Annotated in this window: 18 protein-coding genes; 5 read left to right on the forward strand and 13 right to left on the reverse strand. The window is 30.4% G+C overall.

Features of this window, described 5'->3' with window-relative positions; genetic code table 11:
• The first annotated feature begins 59 nt into the window (after positions 1 to 59).
• The 4 genes from ilvB (at position 60) to Q0662_RS04335 (ending at position 5,891) form a co-directional block, all read left to right on the forward strand.
• Positions 60 to 1,793 carry a biosynthetic-type acetolactate synthase large subunit gene (gene ilvB / locus Q0662_RS04320; protein WP_298947506.1) on the forward strand — a complete coding sequence of 578 codons (1,734 nt, stop codon included), beginning with the start codon at positions 60 to 62 and terminating at the stop codon, positions 1,791 to 1,793.
• Between the two features lie 93 nt (positions 1,794 to 1,886).
• The gene (ilvN, locus tag Q0662_RS04325) at positions 1,887 to 2,417 is read left to right on the forward strand and encodes an acetolactate synthase small subunit (RefSeq protein WP_298947509.1); all 531 of its coding nucleotides are present in this window, start codon (positions 1,887 to 1,889) and stop codon (positions 2,415 to 2,417) included.
• 10 nt (positions 2,418 to 2,427) lie between these two features.
• A complete protein-coding gene (gene ilvC, locus Q0662_RS04330) occupies positions 2,428 to 3,903 on the forward strand; it encodes a ketol-acid reductoisomerase (RefSeq protein ID WP_298947511.1) in 1,476 nt (491 codons plus the stop codon).
• 395 nt (positions 3,904 to 4,298) lie between these two features.
• The gene (locus Q0662_RS04335) at positions 4,299 to 5,891 is read left to right on the forward strand and encodes an NADP-dependent glyceraldehyde-3-phosphate dehydrogenase (protein ID WP_298947513.1); all 1,593 of its coding nucleotides are present in this window, start codon (positions 4,299 to 4,301) and stop codon (positions 5,889 to 5,891) included.
• 695 nt (positions 5,892 to 6,586) lie between these two features.
• Here Q0662_RS04335 and Q0662_RS04340 read toward each other — a convergent pair.
• The 5 genes from Q0662_RS04340 to Q0662_RS04360 all read right to left on the reverse strand — a co-directional run bounded on the left by Q0662_RS04340 (position 6,587) and on the right by Q0662_RS04360 (position 12,136).
• Positions 6,587 to 7,204, reverse strand: a complete 618-nt coding sequence (locus Q0662_RS04340; RefSeq protein ID WP_298947514.1) for a hypothetical protein — start codon at positions 7,202 to 7,204, stop codon at positions 6,587 to 6,589.
• A gap of 477 nt (positions 7,205 to 7,681) precedes the next feature.
• The gene (locus tag Q0662_RS04345) at positions 7,682 to 8,392 is read right to left on the reverse strand and encodes a hypothetical protein (RefSeq protein ID WP_298947515.1); all 711 of its coding nucleotides are present in this window, start codon (positions 8,390 to 8,392) and stop codon (positions 7,682 to 7,684) included.
• A gap of 379 nt (positions 8,393 to 8,771) precedes the next feature.
• Positions 8,772 to 9,635, reverse strand: a complete 864-nt coding sequence (locus Q0662_RS04350; RefSeq protein ID WP_298947517.1) for an RNA polymerase sigma factor RpoD/SigA — start codon at positions 9,633 to 9,635, stop codon at positions 8,772 to 8,774.
• 141 nt (positions 9,636 to 9,776) lie between these two features.
• Complete coding sequence (locus Q0662_RS04355) at positions 9,777 to 11,348, reverse strand: Ig-like domain-containing protein (RefSeq protein WP_298947519.1); 1,572 nt, start codon at positions 11,346 to 11,348, stop codon at positions 9,777 to 9,779.
• A gap of 101 nt (positions 11,349 to 11,449) precedes the next feature.
• Positions 11,450 to 12,136: a ComF family protein gene (locus Q0662_RS04360; RefSeq protein ID WP_298947521.1), complete on the reverse strand. Its 687-nt coding sequence runs from the start codon at positions 12,134 to 12,136 to the stop codon at positions 11,450 to 11,452.
• 164 nt (positions 12,137 to 12,300) lie between these two features.
• On the opposite strand from Q0662_RS04360, the gene Q0662_RS04365 reads away from it, so the two are divergent.
• The gene (locus Q0662_RS04365) at positions 12,301 to 13,842 is read left to right on the forward strand and encodes a glycine--tRNA ligase (RefSeq protein WP_298947523.1); all 1,542 of its coding nucleotides are present in this window, start codon (positions 12,301 to 12,303) and stop codon (positions 13,840 to 13,842) included.
• 192 nt (positions 13,843 to 14,034) lie between these two features.
• On the opposite strand, the gene groL is transcribed toward Q0662_RS04365, so the two are convergent.
• The 8 genes from groL to miaB form a co-directional block, all read right to left on the reverse strand.
• Positions 14,035 to 15,672 (reverse strand): chaperonin GroEL, encoded by a 1,638-nt coding sequence (gene groL / locus Q0662_RS04370; protein ID WP_298947525.1) that lies wholly within the window; start codon positions 15,670 to 15,672, stop codon positions 14,035 to 14,037.
• A gap of 58 nt (positions 15,673 to 15,730) precedes the next feature.
• Entirely contained in the window at positions 15,731 to 16,084 is a 354-nt protein-coding gene (locus Q0662_RS04375) for a four helix bundle protein (RefSeq protein ID WP_298947527.1), read from the reverse strand.
• Between the two features lie 31 nt (positions 16,085 to 16,115).
• Positions 16,116 to 16,391, reverse strand: a complete 276-nt coding sequence (groES, locus tag Q0662_RS04380; protein ID WP_298947529.1) for a co-chaperone GroES — start codon at positions 16,389 to 16,391, stop codon at positions 16,116 to 16,118.
• A 173-nt stretch (positions 16,392 to 16,564) separates the two neighbouring features.
• Complete coding sequence (secG, locus tag Q0662_RS04385; protein ID WP_298947531.1) at positions 16,565 to 16,897, reverse strand: preprotein translocase subunit SecG; 333 nt, start codon at positions 16,895 to 16,897, stop codon at positions 16,565 to 16,567.
• Complete coding sequence (locus tag Q0662_RS04390) at positions 16,894 to 17,670, reverse strand: hypothetical protein (RefSeq protein ID WP_298947533.1); 777 nt, start codon at positions 17,668 to 17,670, stop codon at positions 16,894 to 16,896. The genes secG and Q0662_RS04390 overlap by 4 nt, the downstream gene beginning before the upstream one ends.
• 28 nt (positions 17,671 to 17,698) lie before the next feature.
• Complete coding sequence (gene lptE / locus Q0662_RS04395) at positions 17,699 to 18,205, reverse strand: LptE family protein (protein WP_298947535.1); 507 nt, start codon at positions 18,203 to 18,205, stop codon at positions 17,699 to 17,701.
• Positions 18,206 to 18,315: 110 nt separating this feature from the next.
• Positions 18,316 to 19,539: a sigma-54-dependent Fis family transcriptional regulator gene (locus Q0662_RS04400; RefSeq protein WP_298947537.1), complete on the reverse strand. Its 1,224-nt coding sequence runs from the start codon at positions 19,537 to 19,539 to the stop codon at positions 18,316 to 18,318.
• A 134-nt stretch (positions 19,540 to 19,673) separates the two neighbouring features.
• Positions 19,674 to 21,131, reverse strand: a complete 1,458-nt coding sequence (miaB, locus tag Q0662_RS04405) for a tRNA (N6-isopentenyl adenosine(37)-C2)-methylthiotransferase MiaB (protein ID WP_298947539.1) — start codon at positions 21,129 to 21,131, stop codon at positions 19,674 to 19,676.
• Positions 21,132 to 21,560: the final 429 nt, after the last annotated feature.

A 21,560-nucleotide genomic window follows, 5' to 3' on the forward strand; every position in this document is an offset into this window, starting at 1 on the left:
AATATACTAGAAAGTCTTAATTCTTTTCTTTTTATTCTTTAATCCAAAAAGAAAAAAATATGGAAACACAAACCATAAATAAACAACAGCAAACCACCAAAACTACCGAGCGTATTTCTGGTAGCGAGGCCATTGTTAGATGTTTAATAGAGGAAAAAATAAAAGTAATTTACGGTTATCCTGGAGGTGCAATTATGCCTTTGTATGATGAGTTGTATAAATATCAAGATAAAATTCATCATGTATTAACACGTCATGAGCAAGGGGCAACACATGCTGCACAAGGTTTTGCAAGAATTTCTGGTGAAGTTGGGGTTGCAATAGCTACTTCTGGTCCAGGAGCAACCAATTTAATTACGGGTATTGCAGACGCACAAATAGACTCTACACCAATGGTGTGTATTACTGGGCAAGTATTTTCTCATTTGTTAGGTAGTGATGCTTTTCAAGAAACAGACATTGTAGGTATTTCTACACCTGTTACAAAATGGAATTGCCAAGTAACCAGAGCAGAAGATATTCCTGCAGTTTTAGCCAAAGCATTTTACATTGCAAAAAGTGGAAGGCCAGGTCCTGTTTTAATAGATATTACAAAAGATGCACAATTAGATACTTTTGATTTTTCGTACGAAAAATGTACAAAAATTAGAAGCTATAACCCAGTACCAAAAACAGAAGATAGTAGTTTAGAAGCAGCTGCAAAATTAATAAACGAAGCAAAAAGACCTTTTATTATTTGGGGTCAAGGTGTTATTTTAAGCGAAGCTGAAGAGCAATTTAAAGCTTTTATAGAAAAAGCAGGTATACCTGCAGCATGGACTATTTTAGGAGCCTCAGCTATACCAACTTCGCATCCATTAAATGTAGGTATGCTTGGTATGCATGGTAATTATGCACCCAATGTTTTAACCAATGAATGCGATGTTTTAATTGCAATCGGAATGCGTTTTGATGATAGAGTTACTGGCGATTTAAGCAAATATGCCAAACAAGCTAAAGTAATTCATTTTGAAATTGATCCCGCAGAGATAGATAAAAACGTAAAATCGGATGTTGCTGTTTTAGGTGATGCAAAAGCTAGTTTAGAAGGTATTTTACCACTAATTAATCAAAATTCTCATAAAGAATGGCATCAAAAATTTAAAGATTTATATAAAATTGAATATGAAAAAGTAATTAAAAACGATATCCACCCCACTAAAGAAGGGTTAACGATGGGTGAAGTTGTAAAAGAAATTAATATTCAAACAAAAGGCGAAGCAGCTATCGTAACAGATGTTGGTCAACACCAAATGATTGCTTGTAGATATGCTGATTTTAACAAGTCTAAAAGTAACATTACTTCTGGAGGTTTAGGAACTATGGGTTTTGGTTTGCCAGCAGCAATTGGTGCAAAAATGGCAGCTCCAGAACGCGAAGTTATTTCTATTTCTGGTGATGGTGGTTATCAAATGACAATACAAGAATTAGGAACCATTTTTCAGCAAAAAGCAGCTGTAAAAGTAGTTGTTTTAAACAACGAATTTTTAGGAATGGTTCGTCAATGGCAACAGTTGTTTTTCGACAAGCGATATGCTTCTACAGAAATGACAAACCCAGACTTTGTTGCCATTGCAAAAGGATATTATTTAAATGCAAGAAAGGTGGTAAAAAGAGAAGACTTAAAAGAAGCAGTTGCAGAAATGATTGCAAGTAAAGAAGCTTATTTTTTAGAAGTATGTGTAGAAAAAGAAGACAACGTATTTCCAATGGTGCCTTCTGGAGCTAGTGTTTCAGATATTCGTTTAGAGTAGATTTTTTTAAGTTGATAAAATGTCTCCTCGAGCGCAGTCGAGAGGTTTATTAAGGTTTCGACTGCGCTCGACCTGACAAGTTAAAATTAGCATATGAGTACAGATAAACAATTGTATACAATATCAGTTTATACAGAAAATAATATTGGTTTGTTGAATAGAATTTCAGCAATATTTCAAAGAAGACATATAAATATAGAAAGTTTAAATACTTCTCCATCAGAAATAGAAGGTGTTTCTAAATTTACCATTGTTGTAAATATGGATGAGGTAAATATTAAAAAGATTATTGGCCAAATAGAAAAACAAGTAGAGGTAATTAAAGCTTACTATCACAATCTTGATGAAATTATTTATCAAATTGCAGGTTTGTTTAAAATCAAATCAGAATTATTGTTTGAAGAACGCCAAATACAAAACATTATAAAAGAAAGTAATGCAAGAATTGTAACTGTAAATAAAGAATTTTTTGTGCTAGAAAAATCTGGCAAAAAAGAAGAAATTATAGCGCTTTACAATCAATTAAGTCCTTATGGTATTATGCAATACACACGTTCTGGTTTAATTGCAGTATCTAAAGACGAAATGAAAATATCAACATTGTTAAAAACATACAACAACTAAATTAAAAAAAATGTCAAATTATTTTAACACATTAACATTAAGAGAAAAATTAGAACAATTAGGAAAATGTCGTTTTATGGACGCTTCAGAGTTTGAAGACGGTGTAAGCGCATTAAAAGGAAAGAAAATTGTTATTGTGGGCTGTGGAGCACAAGGCTTAAACCAAGGTTTAAATATGAGAGATTCTGGTTTAGATATTTCTTATACGTTAAGACAAGCTGCTATCGACCAAAAAAGAGAATCTTACGTAAACGCAACTTCTAATGATTTTGCAGTAGGTACTTATGAAGAGTTGTTGCCATCAGCAGATTTGGTAATCAATTTAACACCAGACAAACAACACACAAATGTTGTAAAAACAGTAATGCCTTTAATGAAAAAAGGAGCCACATTATCATATTCTCATGGTTTTAATATTGTTGAAGAAGGAATGCAAATTCGTGAGGATTTAACAGTAATTATGGTAGCACCAAAATGTCCAGGTTCTGAAGTTCGTGAAGAATATAAACGAGGTTTTGGAGTGCCAACATTAATTGCAGTACACCCAGAAAACGATCCAGAAAATAAAGGTTGGGCACAAGCAAAAGCCTATGCAGTAGCAACTGGAGGTCATAGAGCAGGTGTTTTAGCGTCTTCTTTTGTTGCAGAGGTAAAATCAGACCTAATGGGAGAGCAAACTATTTTATGTGGTTTGTTACAAACAGGTGCAATTTTATCTTTTGATAAAATGGTAGCAGAAGGAATCGATGCTGGTTATGCTGCTAAATTAATTCAATATGGTTGGGAAACTGTAACAGAAGCCTTAAAACATGGTGGAATTACAAACATGATGGATAGATTGTCTAACCCAGCAAAAGTAGAAGCATTTAGACTTTCAGAAGAATTAAAAGACATTATGCGTCCATTATTCCAAAAGCATATGGATGATATTATGACGGGTCACTTTTCTAAAACAATGATGGAAGATTGGGCAAATGATGATAAAAATCTTTTAACTTGGAGAGCTGCAACTGGTGAAACTGCTTTCGAAAAACAAGCAATAACTTCAGAAGAAATTACTGAACAAGAATATTTTGATCACGGAACTTTATTAGTTGCTTTTGTAAGAGCTGGTGTAGAATTAGCTTTTGAAGCAATGACAGAATCTGGAATTATAGACGCATCTGCATATTATGAGTCTTTACATGAAACTCCATTAATTGCAAACACCATTGCACGTAAAAAGTTATACGAAATGAATCGTGTAATTTCTGATACTGCAGAATATGGTTGTTATTTATTTGATCATGCTTGTAAACCGTTATTAGCTGATTTTATGAAAACCGTATCAACAAATGTTATTGGTAAAAAATTCTCAGATTCTAATGATGTAGACAATCAAGAATTAATTAAAATTAATAAGATTATTAGAAATCATCCTGTAGAAATTGTAGGAGAAAGATTAAGAGCTTCTATGACAGCAATGAAAGTGATAAAATCTGCATAATTACATAAAGATTTTAAAATTTATAAACCTGTCAGATCGTTAAATTTGACAGGTTTCTTTTTTACTTCTAAAACATGCAATCAAAATAAATAGATAAAATGGTGCAGCAGTGGTTGGTTTAGAACTAAAAGCATCTAAAGATTACAACCTTTAATTAAAAGAATGAAAGAAAGAAAATTTTATAGCGAGTATTTAAATGACAAACCAGATTTGTTTTCGTTGTTTGTCTAACTATTTTTTTAAATAAAAAAGCATAAAAACTCGAAAGGTTTTTCGTTATTTAAGACACTAAAGGATAGTTGATAAACTATTTTTAATTAATTTTGAAGAGTAAGTGTCGTCTAAAAACTTACCATACAACAATCAAGTATTAGACAATTATTAAATTGAAATTTATGAAGAATACTTTTAAAGAAATACCAAACGAATATAAAATTACATCATTAGTAGAACAAAACACCTACTTAGTGGGTGGCGAGTTAAAAGAATGGAAAGGTGAAAAAGCTGAGGTTTACTCAACTATTTCATCAACCAAAGAATACAACCCCACTTTATTAGGTACTGTGCCAAGTTTAACAGCAGAAGAAGGTTTAGAGGCTTTAAATGCAGCTTCTAAAGCCTATGATAGAGGGCAAGGCTTATGGCCAACTATGAAAGTAGAAGGTAGAATTGCAGCTATGGAAAAGTTTGTGGTTCAAATGAAAACCAAGCGTGAAGAGATTGTAAAGTTATTAATGTGGGAAATTGGAAAATCTTTACCAGATTCTGAAAAAGAATTTGATAGAACTGTAGAATATATTTACGATACTATTGAAGATTATAAACAAATGGATAGAAATTCTGCAAAATTTGAAAAAAATAGCGGAGTTCATGCACATATTAGACGTGGTCCTTTAGGGGTAGTTTTATGTTTAGGACCCTATAATTACCCTTTAAACGAAACGTTTGCATTGTTAATTCCCGCTTTAATTATGGGGAATACAACCATTTTTAAACCTGCAAAACATGGAGTTTTATTATTATCGCCTTTATTAGAAGCATTTCAAAGTAGTTTTCCTGCAGGTGTTGTAAATATTATTTATGGTAGAGGTAGAGTTTTAGCGACACCAATTATGAAAACAGGTTTGGTAGATGTACTGGCTTTGATTGGTAATAGTAAATCTGCCAATGCAATTCAAGCCAATCATCCACAGAAAAATAGATTGCGTTTGGTGTTAGGTTTAGAGGCCAAAAACCCAGGCATTGTATTACCAGATGCAGATTTAGATTTGGCAATTAGCGAGTGTATTTCTGGTGCAACGTCTTTTAATGGGCAACGTTGTACAGCTTTAAAAATATTGTATGTGCACGAGCATATTGTAGACGAATTTAACAAGCGTTTTGCAAAAGCTGTAGATGCATTAAAGTTTGGAAATCCTTGGGAAGACAATGTAAAATTAACGCCATTGCCAGAACCAGGTAAACCAGCTTATATACAAGAATTAATAGACGACGCTACAGAAAAAGGAGCAGAAATCATTAATAAAAAAGGAGGCATAACTACTGAAAATTATATTTTTCCAGCAGTTTTATATCCTGTTTCTAAAGAATCTAGAGTTTTTGATGAAGAGCAATTTGGACCTGTAATTCCTGTTGTTTCTTTTAAAAATATTCAAGAGCCATTAGATGATATGGCTGCTTCTAATTATGGGCAACAAGTAAGTGTTTTTGGTAGCCAAGTAAAAACATTAGCGCCTTTAATTGATACTTTGGTAAATTTAGTATGTAGAGTAAATTTAAATTCTGCAGCACAAAGAGGACCAGATGTATATCCGTTTACAGGTAGAAAAGATTCTGCTGTTGCAACTTTAAGTGTACATGATGCTTTACGTTCTTTTTCAATTAGAACCTTTGTAGCTTCTAAAGACACAGAATACAACAACGCCATTTTACAAGAATTGTTAGATAAAAAAGCTTCTAATTTTATTAGTACAGATTATATTTTGTAATAAAAAAAGATTTTAATTATAAGAAAACCTTCATTATTGAAGGTTTTTTTTATCTGTTATATACGCATGTTGGTAAGAATTTTTATCAAAAAAAAATTAATTCTCTTTTTTTAGGAGTCAAAGTTCACTTTTCGTACAGTTGGTTAAATTCTGATTTCATTTTTCCATTCCTTAAAATTACTTGCATAGTACTTGTGAATCGTTAAATTATTTTTTTATGCACTTAACTTAGCCAATAATTAATCATCAAGAAAGCTAGTAAGGTTTTTGTAAGAATGCAAAATGCTAGCAATTAAGTATAAATTTTTTGAGCGTTCATTTTTATTTTTAAAGTATTAAAGGCAATGCAAATAAGGCTATTCCTAAGACAAATAAGAATGTCAAAATATGCATTTTTATATGGTTTATTTGCAAAAACACAAATTGCTCAATTGTTCTACCAAGCCAAAATATCGAATTACCGATTAAGAATACTTTTCCTAATTCTGTTGTGTGTAATTCGGTTGGGAAAGAAAAACAAATAATAGCGACAAAAAAGAAATAATATATCAATCGTAAATTTAGTATTTGCATTATTGCTCTATTGGGCAATGTAAGTTTTTGTAATGCTGTTTTCCAATTAAAAAATTTCCAAAAAAGAATATGAAAAACTCCGAAAAGAAAGGAGTAAATTCCACATATGTAAATTATAGTATTCATTCTCCAGTCATTATTTTATATTCGGTTGGTATTTCTACTCCATTGAATCTGTTTGTGAGACCGTATAATATTACTAAAGTTAGGAGTATACCACTAATCAGAATAATATAGGATTGTTTATTTGGATTAATTCCAAGTATTTTATGGTGCATTTTTTTAGAGTGAACCGCAGAGATATGTGCAAAAAATGAAACTATTGCAAGTCCATAATATGGTATGAAAAACAAGTTTAGGGGAAATGTATTTAAACCAGACACACCAAAATAAAAATTAGTATCTAAATTTAAAATTAGCCTACCAGATAATACAGCACTTACATGAATTAGTAAGAAGATAGTAAGGTAAACTCCAGTCCAAATTTGTAATTTTTCAAAAAAGTTAGATACATTCTTCCTTTTTTTTAAGAATAGTTTTATTCCTGAAATAATTTGAATTCCAACTGCTATAAGCAATATAGTTTCTATAATTATATTTCTATAAACAAGTCTAAAATTATTCATTAATTCAATATGGGCTTTTGCTCCAAAAACGCTGTATAAGTGGTTGATAAGGTGCAGTCCTACAAAAATAGAAATCGTAATCCCAGAGAAATAATGTATTTTTTTTATGTTCATGTTCTGTTTCGTAGTTCTATTTTTTTTTTCAAATAAGTTACAACCTAATTTAATACGGAAAGTTACATAGCCTAAACAGTTAGGTTAATACCACAACAAGAATGTCAAAATTTAAGAAAACTGTTATAAATTAGTTTTTAATAGCAACTTTGTTAGATCATATTGCCAATTCTTTTTTAACCTAAAATGAATTTAGCTATTTAATCTGTAAGGTTCTTTTATAGATTAATCTATCTACATGTTAATATGTTTGTTTTACCTTTATTTTAAAGTACTTCAGTCTTTTTGGGGTAAGATGATTTCTTTCTATTTAACCAATCTTTAAAGCTTGCTTCTTCAAGTTATTTTTTATAGGTTTAGCGTTAACAGTTGTCTCTTTAAAGTTTACAGACACATTAAAAGGATACCTTCCATATCTTACAACAGCGATAACAAGTAAGGCATAATCTTTGCCTACATTTTTAATGAGTTTATTAATTATTGCTTCTTCATTATAATAGGACGTAATTCCTTTTTTAACTTTTCAAAGTCTTCTTTAGTTATCATATCAATTTCCATTAATTCTTTAGCTTCTTTTAACTTTAAAATAGCTTCTTCTCTAGTCATTTTTCTATTTTTCAATAAAATTTCACCAGATTCAATTGCTAATTCAGTATCCAAAACACTTAAATATTTATTAAAACCAAAGGCTCTTCCATTTATTTCCCCTAAAACCATAACAAGATATAATGGTTTCTTTTTACTTCCTCTGTGATAAGCTTTTATTTCATTAACGATGACTTGAGTATTTTTTAAACTGTTACTAGCCATAACTTGAGCATCTCCATCCACAAAAGTCATAATACTTCCAAGTCCAGCAGGCCTTCCCATTTTTATAAACTCATACGTTTTTTTTGTTGTACTTCTTGTGTTAGAAAAACCACCACTAGCTTCTTTTCCATAACTTGCTGTGTAAGTATCTGAATTTATTTCTTGATTTGTAGGATTTCCTAAAACAACCGTGTCTCCAATTCTAATTACGTTGTTATTAATTGTTCTATACTTTTTTACTAACGTTCTATTTTTTATTTTTTTAAAAAAATTAATGTCTTGTGTGTTCTCATAAGTTAAAGAATCGATTTCTCTTTGGGCATTTAGGTTTAAAATTGATAATACGATAAATGCAAATAATGTAATAACCTTTTTCATAATTTTTGTTTTAGATTAATTTTTAGTTTGTGTTCGAGTTTGATTTATAACGATTTTTTGTTTTAGAAAGTTGCTATTTTATAAGATCGTTATTTTTCGTAAGAAAATATAAGATGCTAAAAAAGTAACAAACTTTGTATAAGCTAAAAATAGCAATTTTTTACACACGGTGTTGTAAAATGCGTGTTTAATTTTACTGTTTTAATGTTTAATAATTTCAATTTAAAGTTTTTATTTTTTTAAAATTCACTTTTTTTCAGAATTCAGTTTTACAAATAGTGAAAAATCAAACAAAAAACTCCCAAAAAAGTATTTGGGAGTTTTAATTTTTTATATAATTCTCTCACAAATGTGAGGTACTAAAAGGAATAAGCGTTTTCTAGCCTAAATAAGTCATTAATATTTTAGATCTAGAAGTATGCTTTAATCTTCTAATTGCTTTTTCTTTAATTTGACGAACACGTTCTCTTGTTAAGTCGAATGTTTCTCCAATTTCCTCTAAGGTCATAGGTTGGTGTTCACCTAGGCCAAAGTATAACTTTACAACATCTGCTTCTCTGGGTGTTAAAGTTTCTAAAGCTCTGCTTATTTCGATTCTTAAAGATTCGTGTAACAAAGTTCTATCTGGGTTTGGAGATTCTCCAGAGTTTAAAACGTCGTATAAATTAGAATCTTCACCTTCAATTAGAGGGGCATCCATAGATACATGACGTCCAGAATTTTTCATAGATTCTTTTACGTCATTAACAGTCATATCTAATTTCTTAGCAATTTCTTCTGCACTTGGTGGACGTTCGTTTTCTTGTTCTAAAAACGCGTACATTTTGTTAATTTTATTGATAGAACCAATTTTATTTAACGGTAAACGTACAATTCTAGATTGTTCTGCTAGGGCTTGTAAGATAGATTGGCGAATCCACCAAACAGCATAAGAGATAAATTTAAAACCTCTGGTTTCATCAAAGCGTTTTGCTGCCTTAATTAATCCTAAATTACCCTCATTAATTAAATCTGGTAATGTTAACCCTTGGTTTTGATATTGTTTTGCAACAGATACCACAAAACGTAAGTTTGCTTTTGTTAATTTTTCTAGCGCTCTTTGGTCTCCAGCTTTTATTAATTGTGCTAATTCTACTTCTTCATCAGCTGTAATTAAGTCTACTTTACCAATTTCTTGTAAGTATTTGTCTAAAGATGCAGTTTCTCTGTTAGTAACCTGCTTTGTAATTTTAAGTTGTCTCATGTATTCTAAGTTATAGGCTATTTTAGGATTAATGAGAAGCCTACAACAACTTATACGGAAGATGGATAGTTTATGTTACAAAAAAAAATATTTTTTTTAAAAAGCTGCTTATAATTCAATAAATATTAAAAAGAACAAAATTTAATTTTTTATAGTAAAGGTATTACCTTCTAAATAATAATTGGCTCTAACTTTTAATTCTTCTTCAAAATAAACAACTTGTTCGGGTTGCTTTTTAGTGAGGTAATTTCCTGTGTCCCACTTGTTATTTTTATTTTCATCTATAATAGCCCTAATTCTATAGGTTTTTGGTTCTAACAAATCAAACACTAAAGTTTCAGTATTTTTGATGTATTTTCTTTCTACAATTACATCATTTTCTTTACCACTTAACAAATCTATAATTAAATAATCTTGATTTGTATTTACAATATTGATAGTAATTTTACCATAATCCTCTAATTCTAATGTTTTTAAACGATATAATAAGGTGTCATTTTCTATGTTGTAAATATCTTTAAATGAGCCAGGTAAAGCTTTTATGTTATAGTGTTGTTTTTGATTTTTTTTGAATAAAAAACCAATTTTATTTTCTTTTTTAGAAATAAAGTTTGTGTACTTCACGTTTAAAGTATCTTTATCTGTAAAAGTAATTTTACTGGTATCTATAGCTATAATTGGATTGTTACCTTTAATAAAAAAAGTGTCTCTTAAATGCAATGTGCCAGATGTAGAAGGAGAAAGTTTTAAGGAATCTATTTTCTTTTTTCTAAACATTACAGTAACTGTATCTAGGTAGATGTCATTTGAAACTAAAAAATTTAAAGAATCTACTTCCAAAGGGGTGTGCCAATAGCTTAAAGTGTCTTTGTCTATTTCTAGTTTAGCAATACTCTTAAAATCTTGTGGCACATTAGAAAGTAAAGAAACCTTTAAGTCTTTAACATCGCCTTCAAAACCAAACTCAATTTTTCCTTTAGAAACTTCTTTCGCTCTTTTAAATTTATAGGGTTGTCTTTCTTTAAATAGCTTTAATGGTTTGTTAATAATACTATCTTTTGGTAGTTGTAAAGTATCGCTGTAAAATGCAATTTTATCTGTTACCGGATTATATATATAATCGCTAGTACTTTCTTTTAAAGCCAGTAGTAAATAATTACCTTCTTTTAAGTTGGTAAAATTAAATTTTGTGGTATCTAAAGCTGTTGTTACATAATTAGGCTTTTGTTTATAGATTATAGAATCTACAAAAACACTATCCAATTTATATAATAAGATATTTGTTTTTTGCGGGTCTTTTTTTAAAAAAGCATCTTTTACAAAACCTTCTGTTTTCAAAGAATCTATATAAGTGCCTGTAGAAAACACATACTTAAAAGCTTCTAATTTATTACTTTCATTATTATCTTCTATGGCATTCCCAAAATTAAAAATATAAGTAGTGTTTGGTGCGAGCGTATCTAGAATTTCTATATTTAAAAATTTACTTGCAGTTCCTTGTGGTGTAACTAAAAGCGGATTTTTAAGTGGAGGAGATACTACCAATTGCTTATTTAAATCTCTAGTTTTTACAAATTCGTTAAAAACCAATTCAACTTCATTACTTTTAAAATTGATGGTTTCATAAGGCGGCTTAGAAGTTATAAAAAGTGGAGGGTCTTCATCTTTTGGCCCACCATCAGGTCTACCTGTTTTGGCACAACCTATAATCAATATAATAAAAGTTGATAAAAAAAGATATTTATAAAAGGGTTTCACAAATGGTAAATTTTTTACAAATTAACAATTTATTTTTCACATTAAAATCACAAAATTTATTCTGTATATGCTATTGTTAAAATACTTATTTTAATCTTCTCGGTTTTAAAAAGAGCTATGGCACATGCTTCTAAAGTTGCACCTGTTGTAACAACATCATCTATAATTAAAATGTGTTTATTTTTAAAAAAGGTTTTATTGGTTAATAAGAATTGGGTTTCTTGGTTACTAAACCTTTCAAAACGAGATTTAAACGTTTGAGTTTTTGTAGCATCTTTTCTAATTAAAATATCTTCGATAAATGGTTTTTTTAAGTGATGACTCAACCTTTTGCCAAATTTTGTAACTTGATTATACCCCCTTTTTTTTCTTCTTTTGTAATGTATTGGCACTGGGACAATCACATCAATATTAGAAAATTGATTGTTCTCTGCCAAAAATGCTCCCAACCAATTTCCAAAAAGGATGCCAATTTCTTCGTTTCCTTTGTATTTTAAATCGTGAATTAACTTTTGGGTAATTCCTTTTTTTCTGAAAAATAACAAAGCATACGCTTTTTCTATGGTAACTCTTCCATAAAACATTTTAGCAACTTTGTTATCTGTAAAAGAGTTAAAGTTAGTTAAAGGTAAATCGTGTCTACAAATTGTACAAATTACATATTCATTTTGTAGTAATTTTGTGGTGCAATTTGCACAGGTTTTTGGATAAAATAAATCAAAAAAATCTTTTAAAATTTTCATTTCAATACATAGCAATCGTATTTAAAGATACTTAAAATTGGTGAATTTAATTTTTAATCTGCAAAAAAGAAGTTTCTATACTTATTCTTTCATAGAGTTTATTTAGAAAATGATGTTATTTTTTTCTTGAAAAAGTTAGCTAAACGTTTATCTTTGTCGGCATTATGGCAAAACAAGAAGATCAATTTAAAAAGGTATTATCGCACGCAAAAGAATACGGTTATGTATTTCAATCATCAGAAATTTATGATGGTTTAAGTGCTGTATACGATTATGCTCAAAATGGAGTTGAGTTAAAGAAAAATATAAGAGATTATTGGTGGAAAGCAATGGTGCAAATGCACGAAAACATTGTAGGTATAGATGCTTCTATTTTAATGCACCCAACTACCTGGAAAGCTTCTGGGCACGTAGATGCTTTTAATGATCCGTTGATAGATAATAAAGATTCAAAAAAGCGATATAGAGCAGATGTTTTAATAGAAGATTACTGTGCTAAAATTGAAGGAAAAATAGATAAAGAAGTTGCAAAAGCAGCCAAACGCTTTGGAGAGGCTTTCAACAAAGAAGAGTTTTTAGCAACCAATGGTAGAGTTTTAGGTTATCAAGAAAAAATAAATACCATTTTAGCAAGAATGGGTAAATCTCTAGAAAATGAAGATTTAGAAGATGTAAAATTGCTGATTGAAGAATTACAAATTGCAGACCCACTAACAGGTTCTAGAAACTGGACAGAAGTAAAGCAGTTCAACTTAATGTTTGGTACTCAAATTGGTGCCTCTGCAGATAGCTCTACGCAAGTATACTTAAGGCCAGAAACTGCCCAAGGTATTTTTGTAAACTTTTTAAATGTGCAAAAAACTGGACGTATGAAAATTCCTTTCGGAATTGCACAAACAGGTAAAGCCTTTAGAAATGAGATTGTTGCAAGACAGTTTATTTTTAGAATGCGCGAATTTGAGCAAATGGAAATGCAATTTTTTGTAAAACCAGGTACACAAAAAAAATGGTATGAAAACTGGAAAGAAACCCGTTTAAAATGGCATTTAAGTTTAGGGATGGGAGCAGAAAATTATCGTTTTCATGACCATGATAAATTAGCTCATTATGCGGATGCAGCTGCAGATATCGAGTTTAAATTTCCATTTGGATTTAAAGAATTAGAAGGAATTCACTCTAGAACTGATTTCGATTTAAAAGCACACGAAGAATATTCTGGTAAGAAATTACAATATTTTGATCATGAAGAAAATAAAAGCTACGTACCTTACGTAGTAGAAACTTCTATTGGTTTAGACAGAATGTTTTTAGCTGTTTTTTCTAATTCTTTACAAGAAGAAGCATTAGAAAACGGAACCACAAGAACTGTTTTAAAATTACCAGCAGTTTTAGCACCTTTTAAAGCGGCTGTTTTACCATTAGTTAAAAAAGATGGTTTGCCAGAAGTTGCTAGAAAAATAATGAACGATTTAAAATGGGATTTCAATGTTTTTTATGATGAAAAAGATGCTGTTGGAAAACGTTACAGAAGACAAGATGCAGCAGGCACACCTTTTTGTATTACAGTAGATCATGATACGTTAGAAGATGATTCTGTTACCATACGTCATAGAGATACTATGGAGCAAAAAAGAGTAAAAATTTCTGAGTTAAAAGAAATGATAAAACAAGAAGTTGAAGTAAAAAACTGGCTTCAGAAAATGTAAGTTAGTCTTTAAAATAAGCTTTCAACTTTGCTTGCTTAGATATAAGTTGTTTTTAAATAAAAAAAATCCGTTAGAAAATTTCTAACGGATTTTTTTTATTTTGAGATTTCTCCACAAGGTCGAAATATCAAGTTGATGAATAAATAATTATTTTGCACAACAGTGAAATAATTATTCGAAGCGATTCGCTGTTTACATCATTCCTGGCATTCCACCACCCATTGGAGGCATTGCACCACCTGCAGGAGCATCTTCTTTAATATCTACCAAAGCACACTCAGTGGTTAAAATCATCCCAGCAACAGAAGCTGCATTTTCTAAAGCAACTCTAGTTACTTTTTTAGGATCTATAATTCCAGCTTCAAGCATGTCTACATATTGATCAGATTTAGCATCATAACCAAAATCTTTTTTGCCTTCTAATACTTTATTGATAACTACAGAACCTTCACCACCCGCATTTTCTACGATAGTTCTTAAAGGAGACTCAATTGCTTTGTTTACAATTTGTACACCTGTAGTTTCATCTAAGTTCTCTGTAGTTAACTTTTCTAATACTTTTTTAGAACGTACTAAAGCAACACCACCACCAGCAACAATACCTTCTTCAACAGCAGCTCTTGTAGCGTGTAAAGCATCATCAACTCTATCTTTCTTTTCTTTCATTTCTACTTCAGAAGCAGCGCCCACATACAAAACTGCAACACCACCAGCTAATTTAGCAAGTCGTTCTTGTAGTTTTTCTTTATCATAATCTGATGTTGTACTTTCTATTTGAGTTTTAATTTGAGAAACTCTTGCTTTAATGCTATCTGCATCTCCAGAACCATTTACAATAGTTGTGTTGTCTTTATCTATAGTAATACTTTCTGCAGTTCCTAATAAATCTAAAGTTGCATTTTCTAAAGAGAAACCTCTTTCTTCAGAAATTACAGTACCACCTGTTAAAATTGCAATGTCTTCTAACATTGCTTTTCTACGGTCTCCAAAACCAGGTGCTTTTACAGCAGCAATTTTTAAACCACCACGTAATTTGTTAACCACTAAAGTAGCTAATGCTTGCCCATCTACGTCTTCTGCAATAATTAATAAAGGACGACCAGATTGTGAAACAGGTTCTAAGATTGGTAAAATCTCTTGTAAGTTAGAAATCTTTTTGTCGAATAATAATACATACGGATTTTCTAAATCTGCAATCATTTTATCTGCATCTGTTACAAAGTAAGGTGATAAATAACCTCTGTCAAACTGCATTCCTTCTACAACATCTACATACGTGTCTGTACCTTTTGCTTCTTCTACAGTAATCACACCTTCTTTACCTACTTTACCAAAAGCAGTTGCAATTAAATCGCCAATAACAGCATCATTATTTGCAGAAATAGAAGCTACTTGTTGTATTTTTTCTGAAGAATTACCAACTTTTTTAGTTTGTTTTTCTAAATCAGCAACAATTGCTTCTACAGCTTTATCAATACCACGCTTTAAATCCATAGGATTTGCGCCAGCAGCAACATTTTTTAAGCCTTCTTTTACAATTGCTTGTGCTAAAACAGTTGCAGTTGTAGTTCCATCACCCGCTAAATCGTTGGTTTTAGAAGCTACTTCTTTTACCATTTGAGCTCCCATATTTTCTAGCTCATTTTCTAACTCAACTTCTTTTGCTACAGAAACCCCATCTTTAGTTACTGTAGGCGCACCAAAAGATTTAGAAATAATTACATTTCTACCTTTTGGTCCTAAAGTTACTTTTACTGCATTTGCTAATGCATCAACTCCACGTTTTAAGCCATCTCTAGCTTCTATATCAAATTTTATATCTTTTGCCATTTTTATTATGCTTTATGCTAAAGGCTATATGCTGTATGCAAGAAAGCCAAAAGCTGATTTATTTTTTTAATTTTTGTTTTAATGAATAAATTTTTCTTTTAATGATATTAACTTCTTCATTTAAATTTATATATGAATTTTCATCTATATAATTTAAATCTTTAGAAAGAATTATTAAGTACTCAACTTCTGATGCTGAGCCTAAAGCAATTGTTAAAAAACGATTAAATTCACTATCCGAATCTCTACCACAACCTTCGCTAATATTTGTTGGAATAGAGGAGGATGCTCTTCTTAATTGAGAAATTATTCCATAAATCTCATCTTTTGGATAGTGTTTGGTGATGTCATATACTTTTAAAGTGAATGAATGACTCAATTTCCAAATATCATATTTTCTAAAATCTCTCATAGCTTAAGGCTTACAGCATTTTGCTTAAAGCTTAGATAATTGCTAAAATATCAGATTCACGCATCATTAAATAATCTGTTCCTTCTAATTTTAAGTCTGTTCCACCATATTTACTATATAAAACAGTGTCGCCAACTTTTACAGTTAAAGGCTCGTCTTTTTTACCATTACCAATGGCAACAACAGTTCCTTTTTGTGGCTTTTCTTTTGCATTATCTGGTATAATTATTCCAGATGCTGTTTTTGTTTCTGCTGGAGCAGGTTCTACAAGAACTCTATCTGCTAAAGGTTTAATGTTTAATCCCATTTTATTATAAATTTTGATTAATTAAATTATTTTCTCTTTCAAAATAATCAGAAATTGTGCCAACACAATAAAACTGACAATTTTTCAAAGAAATGTTTTGGTTAGTATTTTATGATAAAAAAAAATGCCAACGTGTCATTTACGTTGGCATTTTTATTTTCTTGAAAAGAAAATTATTTTAAACTATCGTTTGTAGTAGTTTCTTCTGGTTGCGTTGTAGGTGTTGTTTCTACACCATCCAATGTATTATTTAATTGAAAGTTATCATCACCAGCTCTTGGAATAGCAAAGTTGGCTAATAAAATTAAAGCAAACATTGCAATTGCTAAGGTCCATGTTGTTCGGTCTAAAAAGTTGTTTGTGTTTTGAACACCACCTAAAGATTGTGCACCACCGCCACCAAAAGAAGAAGATAAACCTCCACCTTTAGGGTTTTGTACCATAACAATTAATATTAAAGCTACTGCTACAATCAGAATTAGAATTAAAAAAGCTGTATAACTCATGATTTATGTTTTTGTAAAATTTGTATTCTTTTAATTTGGTCTGCAAAGAAACCACTTTTTTCTGGATATTTCAAACTTAAAATTCGATAAGCTTGTATTGCATTTTCGAACTTTTTTTGCTCTAGATAAACTTTGGCTAAAGTTTCGGTCATTAAAGCATCATTTTGCTTGTTATCTGCAATAGGTACTGTAATAGTTTTTCCTTTTTCTAAAGGTTCTAATTTAGGATTGGTTTCTATAAACTTATCTATTATTTCTAATGCCTTTGCAGTTTTTTTAACAGGCTTTTCTTCTGTATTTCTAACAATAGTTTTTTTAGTAGATAATTGTAGCCACTGGTGAAAAGAGTGACTTTCGTTTGCCGAAAAAGAAATAGGTTTCCCAATCGATAAATCTTTTTTAGCTTCTTCTATATCTTTCTTTTCTTCTTTTTTTGATGTTATTGCAACCTCTGCTTGCGAAGTAGTTGCATCAGCAGGTTTTTCTAAAGCTATTTTTTTTGATATTTCTTCATGAATATCCTTTTTAGAAGTAGTTGTTTTAAAGTTAGTGATATAATCGAATAAAATACTTCTGTCTGTTGTATAAGCTGCAGTAATTTTTAACTCATTATTATATTTAAAACTATCTTGATTTTTAAGTCCCTTTAAATACAGCGCTCTTGCATTTTGAAAATAAGGATATTTTTCTACAACAGCCTTTAATTGGGCAGTTTCTAATTGCTGAATTTCTTTTTTATTTTCTAATAAATCAATAAAACTGTTACTATCCAAAATTGTGTTTTTTTAAACGTCCAACTTTCTACCACTTTCCAACAGAAGCGTTAAAAATATCTTGTGTTATTCTGTCTATTATTTCTTCAAAAGCGGCTTCTTGCACTGCACCTGATAATTGTGATGTTGCTGGATAATCTGAATAAAATGAGAAAGATTTTTCGAAATCTTTCTTTTCATCTAACCTGTTTACATATCTTACATTTACAGTAATTGTAAGTCTGTTTTGCGCAGAGGTTTGGTTAGAAGATGCACTCATAGGCGCAATCCTATAACTTGTAATTTCTCCACTAAAATGCAAATCGCCACTATTAGAGTTTAGTACTAAATTGGTTTGTCTTGTAAATAAATCTCTTAATTCTTCTGTAAATTGCTGACTTAAGGTGGGTTCTATTAATTGAGCTTGATTAGGGAAAAAATCAATTTGTATTGTTTTTGCATCACCAACATCACCACCTGTAAAAGAGTAGGCGCCACAAGCAACAATGCTTAATGAGGTTACAATAAATGCTACTATTTTAAGTGTTTTTTTCATTTGTGTTATTTAAAATTCAATACATGTAATTTTAAAAAGTTTTCATGAGAATTTTGATCAAAAATAGAAATTTCTCAAAATGATATTTTTTTAAGGATTACACACTTTTTTTACAAATCGTATTGTTTAATTTTTCTGTAAAGCGTTCTTTCAGAAATGCCCAACTCTTTTGCTGCCAATTTACGTTTATTATTATTTTTTTCTAAAGATTTTTTTATCATCTCTATTTCTTTGTCTTGTAAAGATAAAGATTCATCTTCTTCTATAGTCTCTATAAAATCATAATCTTTTTCTTTGCTAGAATTTTGTGGTATGTTTAAAACCTCAATATCATGGTCTTTTAATTTTTGATCGCCATAAATTTTTTGAAGCAAATCATGATTTTCTTCTTCCAATTCTTCTACACTTCCATTTTTCATTAAGTCTAGCGTTAATTTTTTTAAATCGTTGATATCATTACGCATATCAAATAAAATTTTATACATAATATCTCTTTCGCTAGAAAAATCGTTGTCTTTTTTACCACCTATTATTGCTGGTAAATTGCCTGAAGCATTGGGTAAATATTGTTGAAGTTTGTCAGCAGTAATTGTTCTGCTTTCTTCAATCACAGAAATTTGTTCTGCTAGATTTTTTAATTGACGAATGTTACCAGGAAATCTATAATTTAAAAGTACTTTAATGGCAGTTTCTTCTAATCTAATAGACGGCATTCTGTATTTTTGTGCAAAATCTGATGCAAATTTTCTAAAGAGCAAATGAATATCTTCATTACGTTCTCTTAAAGGGGGTAAACTAATTTCTACTGTGCTTAACCTGTAATACAAATCTTCTCTAAAACGCTCTTTTTGTATAGCTTCTTGCATGTTTACATTCGTAGCTGCAACAATTCTAACATTTGTTTTTTGCGTTTTAGAAGAACCTACTTTTATAAATTCGCCATTTTCTAAAACACGTAGTAAACGAACTTGTGTGGTTAATGGAAGCTCGCCAACTTCATCTAAAAAAATGGTACCACCATCTGCCACTTCAAAATAACCTTTTCTGTCTTGTGTTGCTCCTGTAAAAGAACCTTTTTCGTGTCCAAAAAGCTCACTATCTATAGTTCCTTCTGGAATTGCACCGCAGTTTACTGCAATATATTTTGCGTGTTTTCTGTGTGATAAAGAATGAATAATTTTAGGAATATTTTCTTTACCAACACCACTTTCTCCAGTAACTAAAACAGAAATATCTGTAGGCGCAACTCTTACCGCTTTTTCTAAAGCACGGTTTAACTGCACATCATTACCAATAATGCCAAAACGTTGTTTTATTGCTTGTAAATTTTCCATATTGCCCCTTTTAATTTCCCCCAAGGGGAAAAATACTCTTGTGTTATTTTTTTTCTCTAAACTATACTCTGTAAAATTTTTTTATCCCTAATATTGGAGTTCCTTCCCTTTGGGAAGGTTAGGATGGGCTGTTTTTAATTATTATCAGAATAGCCTACTGCAATTCCTTTTAAGGTTGCAGAGGTACAGTCTTCTACTTTTACCATCACAAAATCACCTAATTTATAGTGTTCTTTAGGGAACACAATAACTGTGTTTTGTGTATTTCTTCCTTTCCATTCATTAGGGTTTTTCTTAGAAGTTCCTTCAATTAAAACTTCTTCTGTTTTACCTAAATGTTGTTGTGTTCTATATAAAGAGTGTTCTTGTTGTAAATCGATTACTTCTTGTAAACGATGTTTTTTTACTTCCGCAGGCACATCATCATCCATTTTTTTTCCTGCTAAAGTTCCTGGTCTTTCAGAATAGGCAAACATAAAACCGAAATCGTATTTTACATAACGCATTAATGCTAAAGTATCTTGATGATCTTGCTCTGTTTCACCACAAAAACCAACAATCATATCTTGAGAAAGTGCCATTTCTGGTACCATTTTATAGATATTGTCTACCAACTCCATATACTCTTCACGAGTATGTTGTCTGTTCATGGCTTTTAACATAGCATTACTACCACTTTGAACTGGTAAGTGAATGTATTTGCAAATATTTTTGTGTTTTGCCATTACATGTATCACATCTAAACTCATATCTTGTGGATTAGATGTAGAAAAACGAAAACGTGTTTTAGGGAATTTGGTAGCACACATGTCTAACAATTCTGCAAATCCTACAGCCGTTGCTTGTGCTATTTCAGAAGCTTTTTTAAAGTCTTTTTTCAAACCACCTCCATACCAAAGAAAACTATCTACATTTTGCCCAAGCAAAGTAATTTCTTTAAAGTTTTTATCTACCATGGTTTGTATTTCCTCTAAAATACTTTTAGGATCTCTACTTCTTTCACGACCTCGAGTAAACGGAACCACACAAAAGGTACACATATTGTCACAACCTCTTGTAATAGAAACAAATGCAGAAACTCCATTTGAGTTTAAACGCACAGGAGAAATATCTCCATAAGTTTCTTCTTTAGATAAAATTACATTTACGGCATCTCTACCTTCGTAAACTTCTTCTAAAAGATTTGGTAAATCTTTATAAGCATCTGGTCCAACAACAAGATCTACAATTTTTTCTTCCTCTAAAAATTTTTCCTTTAAGCGTTCAGCCATACAACCTAAAACACCAACCTTCATTTTATGATTAGATTGCTGTTTTACTCTATTATATTTTTGTAATCTTTTACGAACTGTAGTTTCTGCCTTTTCACGAATAGAACATGTATTTACCAAAACTAAGTCTGCCTCTTCTAATATTTGTGTAGTATTGTAACCTTCTTTATTTAAAATAGAAGCTACAATTTCACTATCATTCATATTCATTTGGCAACCATAACTTTCTATAAAAAGCTTTTTGGTATTTTCCTTTTTATTTTCGGTTACAAGAGCTTTCCCTTGTATTTTTTCATCTATTACCTTTTCAACTGTTTTCATATCTAAAAAATGAATTGCAAATATACAACCAAAAAAGAAATTTAATGACATATTGGCAGAAAACAAAAACTCCTTTTTAAAATAAAGTGAAATAAAATTTTTTATGTATTCATTCTTTTTTCGGCAGTCATTTATTTGATAATATTAAATTTGATGAAAATATTTGTTCATAAGAATTGTATTTTTGCTTTTCTTGTAGATAAAAATTCTTATTCTTAAAAGTAATTATTGTTTTTAGTTTTCTAGAATTTTTACTTTTTGTGGGCGGAAATTCATCAACAGAGATGAAACAAAAGATAGTTGTACAGTAATTTTTGTCTTAAAATTGTTGTAAAAATTAACTAATAAAAAATTAATAAAAAAAAACTGCATACTTTTGCAGTTCAAAAACACGCAGTTTACACTGCCAGAATTACGACAAAAAAATAT

The organism is uncultured Polaribacter sp., from assembly GCF_947503855.1.
Taxonomy (GTDB): domain Bacteria; phylum Bacteroidota; class Bacteroidia; order Flavobacteriales; family Flavobacteriaceae; genus Polaribacter.